The organism is Hansschlegelia beijingensis, from assembly GCF_045505405.1.
GTDB lineage: Bacteria > Pseudomonadota > Alphaproteobacteria > Rhizobiales > Methylopilaceae > Methylopila > Methylopila beijingensis_A.
In genome coordinates, this window is sequence record NZ_JBJKEX010000139.1 from 1 (window position 1) to 7,398 (window position 7,398).

The 7,398-nt window shown below is 67.8% G+C and carries 5 protein-coding genes; 3 read left to right on the top strand and 2 right to left on the bottom strand.

Annotation, left to right across the window (positions count from 1 at the left end; translation table 11 throughout):
• Together ACIKT0_RS10225 and pgm are read left to right on the top strand one after the other, a co-directional pair.
• The coding region (locus tag ACIKT0_RS10225) for a retropepsin-like aspartic protease family protein (RefSeq protein ID WP_407105248.1) at window positions 1-318 on the top strand (318 nt) is incomplete at its 5' end.
• Between the two features lie 70 nt (window positions 319-388).
• A complete protein-coding gene (gene pgm, locus ACIKT0_RS10230) occupies window positions 389-2,038 on the top strand; it encodes a phosphoglucomutase (alpha-D-glucose-1,6-bisphosphate-dependent) (RefSeq protein WP_407105249.1) in 1,650 nt (549 codons plus the stop codon).
• Window positions 2,039-2,133: 95 nt separating this feature from the next.
• Here the strand turns inward: pgm and ACIKT0_RS10235 are convergent, their stop codons facing one another.
• Both ACIKT0_RS10235 and ACIKT0_RS10240 read right to left on the bottom strand, forming a co-directional pair.
• On the bottom strand, window positions 2,134-5,352 hold the full coding sequence (locus ACIKT0_RS10235) for an efflux RND transporter permease subunit (RefSeq protein WP_407105250.1): 3,219 nt from the start codon (window positions 5,350-5,352) through the stop codon (window positions 2,134-2,136).
• 1 nt (window position 5,353) lies between these two features.
• Window positions 5,354-6,556: an efflux RND transporter periplasmic adaptor subunit gene (locus tag ACIKT0_RS10240; RefSeq protein WP_407105251.1), complete on the bottom strand. Its 1,203-nt coding sequence runs from the start codon at window positions 6,554-6,556 to the stop codon at window positions 5,354-5,356.
• Window positions 6,557-6,874: 318 nt separating this feature from the next.
• Between ACIKT0_RS10240 and ACIKT0_RS10245 the strand changes: the two genes are divergently transcribed.
• Window positions 6,875-7,303, top strand: coding sequence for a precorrin-2 dehydrogenase/sirohydrochlorin ferrochelatase family protein (locus ACIKT0_RS10245; protein WP_407105252.1), 429 nt, complete (start codon window positions 6,875-6,877; stop codon window positions 7,301-7,303).
• The last annotated feature ends 95 nt before the right edge of the window (window positions 7,304-7,398 follow it).

Consider the following 7,398-nt stretch of genomic DNA (forward strand, 5'->3'; position numbering starts at 1 on the left):
ACGATCGGCGGCCGGCGCGTGCCGATGCTCGTCGACACCGGTGCCACCGTCGTGGCGCTCTCCTTTGAGCAGGGCGAGGCGCTCGGGCTTGTCTCCGGCGGCGACCGGTTCGACGCGCGTGTCGCGACCGCGAGCGGTTCGGTCGGCGCGAAGCGCGTCGTGCTCCGCGACGTCCGCATCGGGTCGGTCAAGGTGCTCGATGTGCCCGCCGTGGTGCTCACCCGTGGCGCGATGAACGAGAACCTGCTCGGCATGAGCTTCCTGGGGCGCCTGCGCCGGGTCGAAACGGCGCGCGACCGGCTCACGCTCGAACGCTAGTCCGCTGACTTGGCTGCGGGGCCTCGGCGCCCCATCTTGCCGCGGCGTTCGCGTCCACAGGGGGAACTTCGTGTCAGCAGATGTCAGTCCGCTCGCCGGCAAGCCGGTGGCGCCGTCCGCGCTGGTCGACGTGCCCGCGCTGGTGACGGCGTATTTCACCGGCCGCCCGGATATGAGCGACGCGTCGCAGCGCGTCGCGTTCGGGACCTCGGGCCACCGCGGAACGTCGTTTGCTTCGAACTTCACGGAATCGCACATCGTCGCGGTGGCTCAGGCGATCTGCCTGTATCGCCAGCGCGCGGGCGTCGACGGGCCCATGTTCGTCGGCAAGGACACGCATGCGCTTTCGGAAGCGGCGTTCGCGAGCGCGCTCGAGGTGTTCGCCGCGAACGGAGTCGAGGTCAGGATCTCGGCCAATGCGCGGTTCACTCCCACGCCGGTGATCTCGCACGCGATCCTGACCTACAATCGCGACCGGGAGCGGGGGCTCGCCGACGGCGTGGTCATCACGCCCTCGCACAATCCGCCCGAGGACGGCGGCTTCAAATACAATCCCCCCAACGGCGGCCCGGCCGGAAGCGAGGCCACCAGCTGGATCGAGAAGACCGCCAACAGCCTCATCGAGGACGGGCTGCGGGACGTGCGCCGGACGCCCCTGCGGGCGGCGCTGGCGGCGTCCACCACCCAGCGCCACGACTTCGTCGCCGCCTATTCGGACGATCTTGCCAACGTCCTGGACATGGCGGCGATCCGCGCGGCCGGCGTACGGATCGGGATCGATCCGCTGGGCGGCTCAAGCCTGGAGTTCTGGGCGCCGATCATCGACCGCTACGGCCTCGACGCGACGATCGTGAACGACGCGGTCGATCCGACCTTCCGGTTCATGACGGCGGACTGGGACGGCAAGGTCCGGATGGATTGCTCCTCGCCCTACGCGATGGCGAAGCTCATCGAGCTGCAGGATCGCTTCGACGTCGCCTTCGCCAACGATCCCGACGCCGACCGGCACGGGGTGGTGGCGCCGTCCTGCGGGCTGCTGAACTCCAACCACTATCTCGCGGCCGCGATCTCATACCTCTACGCGCACCGGCCGGACTGGAAGGGGCGGCCGGCGGTCGGCAAGACCCTTGTGTCGAGCAGCGTGATCGACCGGCTGGCCGCATCGCTCGGGCTGGAGCTCAAGGAGGTGCCGGTCGGCTTCAAGTGGTTCGTCGACGGGCTCCATGGCGGCACGATGGGTTTCGCCGGCGAGGAGAGCGCCGGCGCATCCTTCCTGCGGCGGGACGGGAGCGTCTGGACCACCGACAAGGACGGCATGATCATGGGCCTGCTGGCGGCCGAGATGACCGCCGTCATGGGCCGCGACCCGGGCGAGATCTACCACGAGCTGACGGAGCGGCTCGGCGCGCCGCTCTATGGCCGGATCGACGCCCCAGCGACGCCGAAGCAGAAGTCGCTGCTGAAGAGCCTGTCCCCGGACCAGATCAAGGGCGACGAGTTGGCCGGCGACCCCATCCGGGAACGCCTGACGCGCGCGCCCGGCAATGGCGAGCCGATCGGCGGGATCAAGGTCGTCACCGAAAACGGCTGGTTCGCCGCCCGGCCCTCGGGCACCGAGAACGTCAACAAGATCTATGCGGAAAGCTTCCTGGGTCCGGACCACCTCCGGCGGATCGAGGCCGAGGCGCAGGAGATCGTGGCCCGCGCCCTCCAGGGCTGACCTCGCCCGCAGGGGCTCTGACACCGGCCGGACACAAAAAAGGAGCGGCGCGCTTGAGCGGCCGCTCCTTTTCTTTGACTGCGTGACCCCGCGGATCAGGCCGGGTGCGGGGCGGCGCCGCTGGGCGGCTTGTCGCCGCCGCCCGGCTTGTCCTCGCCGGCGGGAGGGCCGCCGTTCTCGCCCGGCTTCTTGCCGCGGAAGCGGATCACCATCATCCGGATCGCGACGTAGAACACCGGCGTCAGGAACAGGCCGAGGATCGTAACGCCGACCATGCCGGCGAGCACCGCTGTGCCGATCGCCTGCCGGAGCTCGGCGGCCGCGCCGCTCGCGAAGGCGAGCGGGACCACGCCGAGCGAGAAGGCGAGCGACGTCATGATGATCGGTCGCAGACGGTCCCGGCAGGCGTCGATGGCGGCCTGCGTCGGGGTCTCCCCCTCCTCCTCGCGCTGCCGGGCAAACTCCACGATCAGGATCGCGTTCTTGGCCGCCAAGCCGATCAGCACGATGAAGCCGATCTGCGTCAGGATGTTGTTGTCCGCCCCGCGGGCGTGGACGCCGAGCAGGGCCGCGAGCAGCGACAGCGGCGTGATCAGGATGATCGCGAGCGGCAAAGCCCAGCTCTCATACTGCGCGGCCAGGAACAGGAAGACGAACAGGATCGCGAGACCGAACACGAAGATCGCCGTGTTGCCCGCAAGCTTCTCCTGATAGGCGAGGTCGACCCATTCGAACTGCACCCCGGGGGGCATCGTCTCGGCGAACAGCTGCTCCATGAAGGCGATGGACTGGCCCGTCGACACGCCAGGCGCGGCGTTACCCTGCACTCCGATGGCGTTGTAGATGTTCTCGCGCTCGACCGTGTAGGGGCCCGTCTGGTTGCGCGCCGTGATCAACGTGCCGAGCGGAACAAGAGCGCCGTTCGTCGCCCGCACCTTGAACTGGTAGACGTCCGCCAGCTTCACCCGGAATGGCGCGTCGGCCTGGGCGTTCACCTGGAAGGTGCGGCCGAGCGCGGTGAAGTCGTTGACATAGGCGGTGCCGAGCAGGGTCTGCAGCGCGCCGAAGATGCTCTGGATCGGCACGTTCAGCTGCTGCGCCTTGACGCGGTCGATGTCGAGATAGACCTGCGGCGCCCGTGTGTTGAAGGACGTGAAGACGCCCGTCACCTGGCCGCTGGCGTTGGCCTTCTGAATCATGCCGTTGACCGCCGCCTCGAGCGCCGGGAAGCCGATCCCGGTGCGGTCCTGGACATACATCTTGAAACCGCCGCCCTGACCGATGCCGCGCACCGTCGGCGGCAGGATCGCGATCACGAAGGCTTCCTCGATCACCCCGAGCCGCTTCTGCGCCTCGGCGAGGATGGCGGGGGCGCGCTGGCTTGCGCCATGCTTGTTCCGCTCTTCGAAGGGGTCGAAGATGATGAAGCTCGTCGCAGCGTTGGAGGCGGCCGAGAAGGTCGCCCCGCTGAAGCCGGCGATCGTGACGGCGTTCTTCACGCCCGGAACGCCGCGCGCGATCTCCGAGGCCCGCTGCGCCACCTCATCGGTGCGCTGCAGGTTCGCGCCTTCGGGGAGCTGAGCGATCAGGATCGCGTAGCCCTGGTCCGCCTGCGGGATGAAGCCGCGCGGCACGATGGAGAACATGTAGACCGCGCCGCCGATCAGAACGCCGTAGATCAGCAGGAACACGGCGCGATGGCCGACCATCCAGCCGACGGTGCGCGAATAGCTGTGCGCGCCGCGGTCGAAATTGCGGTTGAAGAGATCCGCCGCCTTCTGGCCTAGGCCCCGTCGGGCGCCATGCTGGTGCGGCTTGAGCAGGATCGCGCAGAGCGCCGGCGACAGCGTCAGCGAGACGATCGCCGAAAACACCGTCGCGGTCGCGATGGTGAGCGCGAATTGCTTGTAGAAGATGCCCGAGATGCCCGGGATGAACGCCGTCGGCACGAACACGGCGCAGAGCACGAGCGCAATGGCGACGACCGCCGTGCCCACCTCGTCCATGGTGGCGTGCGCGGCTTCGCGTGGCGTCTTCCCTAGAGCGATGTTCCGCTCGACGTTCTCCACCACGACGATAGCGTCGTCGACCACGATGCCGATCGCCAGGATCAGGCCGAACAGCGTGAGCAGGTTCAGCGAGAAGCCGAACGCCGACATCACGAAGAAGGTCGCGATCAGCGAGACCGGGATCGCGGCGACCGGCACGATGGCCGCCCGCCAGGACTGCAGGAAGACGAACACCACGATGACGACGAGCGCCACCGCCTCGTAGATCGTCTCCTCGACCGCGTCGATCGACTCAGTGATGAACTCGGTCGGGTTGTAGTCGATGCGGTATTCGAGGTCCTCCGGGAACGCCTGCTTGAGCGTCTCCATGGCGGCCTTGATCTGGTCCGCCGCCTCGGTGGCGTTCGTGCCCGGGCGCTGGAAGATGCCCATGCCGACCGTGGGAGCATCGCCGAGATAGGAGTTCGACGAGTAGGAGCGGGCGGCGAGTTCGACGCGCGCGACGTCGCCGACGCGCAGCAGGCGCCCGTCCGGGGTGGCCCGGACGATGATCTGCTTGAACTGCTCCGGGTCGTGGAAACGGCCCTGGGTGGTGACGGTGATCTGCTGTGCGGTGCCGGGCGGCGACGGCGGCGCGCCCAGCGAGCCGCCCGAGACCTGGACGTTCTGCTCGGAGATCGCGTTGACGACGTCGCCGGCTGAGAGGCCGTAGGCGGCCAGCGAGTTGGGGTCGAGCCAGACGCGCAGCGAGAGTTCGCGCTCGCCGAAGATCCGGATGTCGCCGACGCCCTCGATGCGCTTCAGCGCGTCGATCACGTTCACCGAGGCGTAGTTCGACATGTAGATCGTGTCGAGCGTCCGCTTCGGCGAGATCAGGTTCACGACCATCAGGAAGTCCGATGAGCGCTTGTTGACCTGCACGCCGTTGCGGCGGACCGCCTCCGGCAGGCGCGGATCCGCCTGACTGACGCGGTTCTGAACCTGAACCTGCGCGATATCCTGGTTGGTGCCCGGCTGGAACGTCACGGTCAGCTGGAGCTGGCCGTCGCCCGTGGCGAGCGAGTTCATGTAGATCATGCCCTCGACGCCGTTGATCTGCTGCTCGAGCGGAGCGGCGACGGTTTCGGCGATCGTCTCGGCGCTCGCGCCGGGATACTGGGCGGTGACCGAGATCGTGGGCGGAGCGATCTCGGGGTACTGCGCGATCGGCAGTCCGAGCAGCGCGACAAACCCTACGATGACGAGGACGATCGAGATGACCGACGCGAAGATCGGCCGATCGACGAAGAAATGCCCGAAGCCCATCTTACTTCCCCGCGGCCGGCTTCGCCGCCCCGGCCGCCGGGTCCGCTGGCTTGGTCGGATCGACGGTCTGCGGAATGACCTCGGAGCCCGGGCGGGCGCGCATCAGACCGTCGACGATGACCCGGTCGTCAGGAGTCAGACCGCTCCTGATGATGCGCAGTTCGCCGTCGAGCTGCCCAAGCTCCACGACCTTCGGGACGACCTTGTTGTCCGGCCCCACGGTCATCACGATCTTGCGGGTCTGGTCGGACAGGATCGCCACATCGGGCACCAGCAGCGCCTCGAAGGGCTCGCTCGCCTGCATCCGCAGCTGTCCGAACACGCCGGCGACCAAAGACGCATCCTGGTTCGGCATGATGGCGCGCAGCCGCAACGTGCCGGTCTGCTGGTCGAGCTGGTTGTCGGCGAAGTCGATGCGCCCTTCGATGTTGAACTTGTCTGAACCCGGGAGCGCGATCGACACCGGCGCGCCGCCGTTGGCGTCGTTCACCAGATTGTCGCGGATGTAACCGACGTAGCGCAGGAAGCTCTGCTCATCGACGTCGAAATAGAAGTAGATCGGGCGGACGTTGACGATCGTGGCGAGCAGCGTGGCGCCCGCCCCCGCCGAGATCAGATTGCCTTCCGTGACAAGCTTGCGGCCGATGCGCCCGTCGATCGGAGAGCGAACGTCCGTCCATTCAAGGTTGAGCTTGGCGGTGGCGAGCGCAGCCTGGGCGGACTGCAGCGAGGCCTGCGCCTCGAGATAGGCCTGGTTGCGCTGCTGGGCGACCTGATCGCTGATGTTGCCGGTCTTGAGCAGATCCTTGGCGCGATCGACGTCCGCCTTGGTGAGGTCGATCCGCGTGCGGGCGGTGGCTACCGAAGCCTGCGCCTGATCGAGGGCGTTCTGGTAAGGCCGCGGATCGATCTTGAAGAGCGCCTCGCCCTTCTTGACGTCTGCGCCGTCGCGGAACAGGACTTCCATCAGCTGGCCGCTGACTTGGGCGCGCACTTCGACGAGGCCGGAGGCCTCGAAGCGCCCCGTGAACTCGGCTTTGTCAGTGACTTCCCGCTTGATCGGCTTCGCGACCGAAACGGGCAACGGGCCAGGAGCTCCCTGCGCCATGGCGGGCGACGCCGCGGACGCGCCGCCGACGATCACGGCGAGCGCCAGGATCGCACGAACGATGGCCGGAACGGAGAGCTCGGAGATGCGGGACATGGGCCACCTGCGCGGAAGGACGCGCGCCGCAAGCGGCGCACGTGAAGCAACGATACCGGACGTCCCCGGCCCGAGTTGATAGAGGGCGGCGACCGAAACGGCAACCTGGGAGCACCTGTTTCTCCTCGGGAGCCAGGTCACGTTTCCGGATTGGCGGGGCAAGAAGGCGGCAGGATGTCAGCCGGGTCGCTGCAAAACGTCGCGCAGCGGGGAGGGCGGCGTCGACCCACGAGACGTCTAAGCTCAACAGGGGTTATTACAGTTATATTTTGTAATTTATTTCTCCATCGCGCTTCCATATGTAGAATTCAGGTCCGCATGCCGCCGGAGCGCCCCTTGCCGCGCCTTTCATCCTTTCCCGCGTTTCACCGAGTCGCTGACCGCAAGGTCCTGATCGTGGGCTCAGGCCCGGCGGCGGCGGCCAAGACGCGCCTTCTCGGCGAGACGTCGGCCCGGATCGTCGTGGTCTCGGATCGCCCCGGCGCCGAACTGCTCGCCGACGTCGCGCGCGTTCAGGCTGACTTGCTGGTGGAGGCCTTCGCCCCCGGCCACCTCGAAGAGGCGGCGCTCGCCTTCGCGGCGACCGAGGACGAAGAGGAGGACCGGCGGATCGCCGAAGCCGCGCGTGCGGCGGGCGTGCGGGTCAATGTCGTCGATCGGCCGGAACTCTGCGACTTCATCACTCCCGCGATCGTCAACCGCGCGCCGCTCGTCGTCGCGATCGGCACCGAAGGGGCTGACCAGTAGCCAGCCGGTCGCGCCGATCGTCATGCCGTTGGCGAGGCCGATCGCGATCGAGGGCCCGACGCCGTCGCCGATCACCCAGTGCGCGAGCGCGTTCG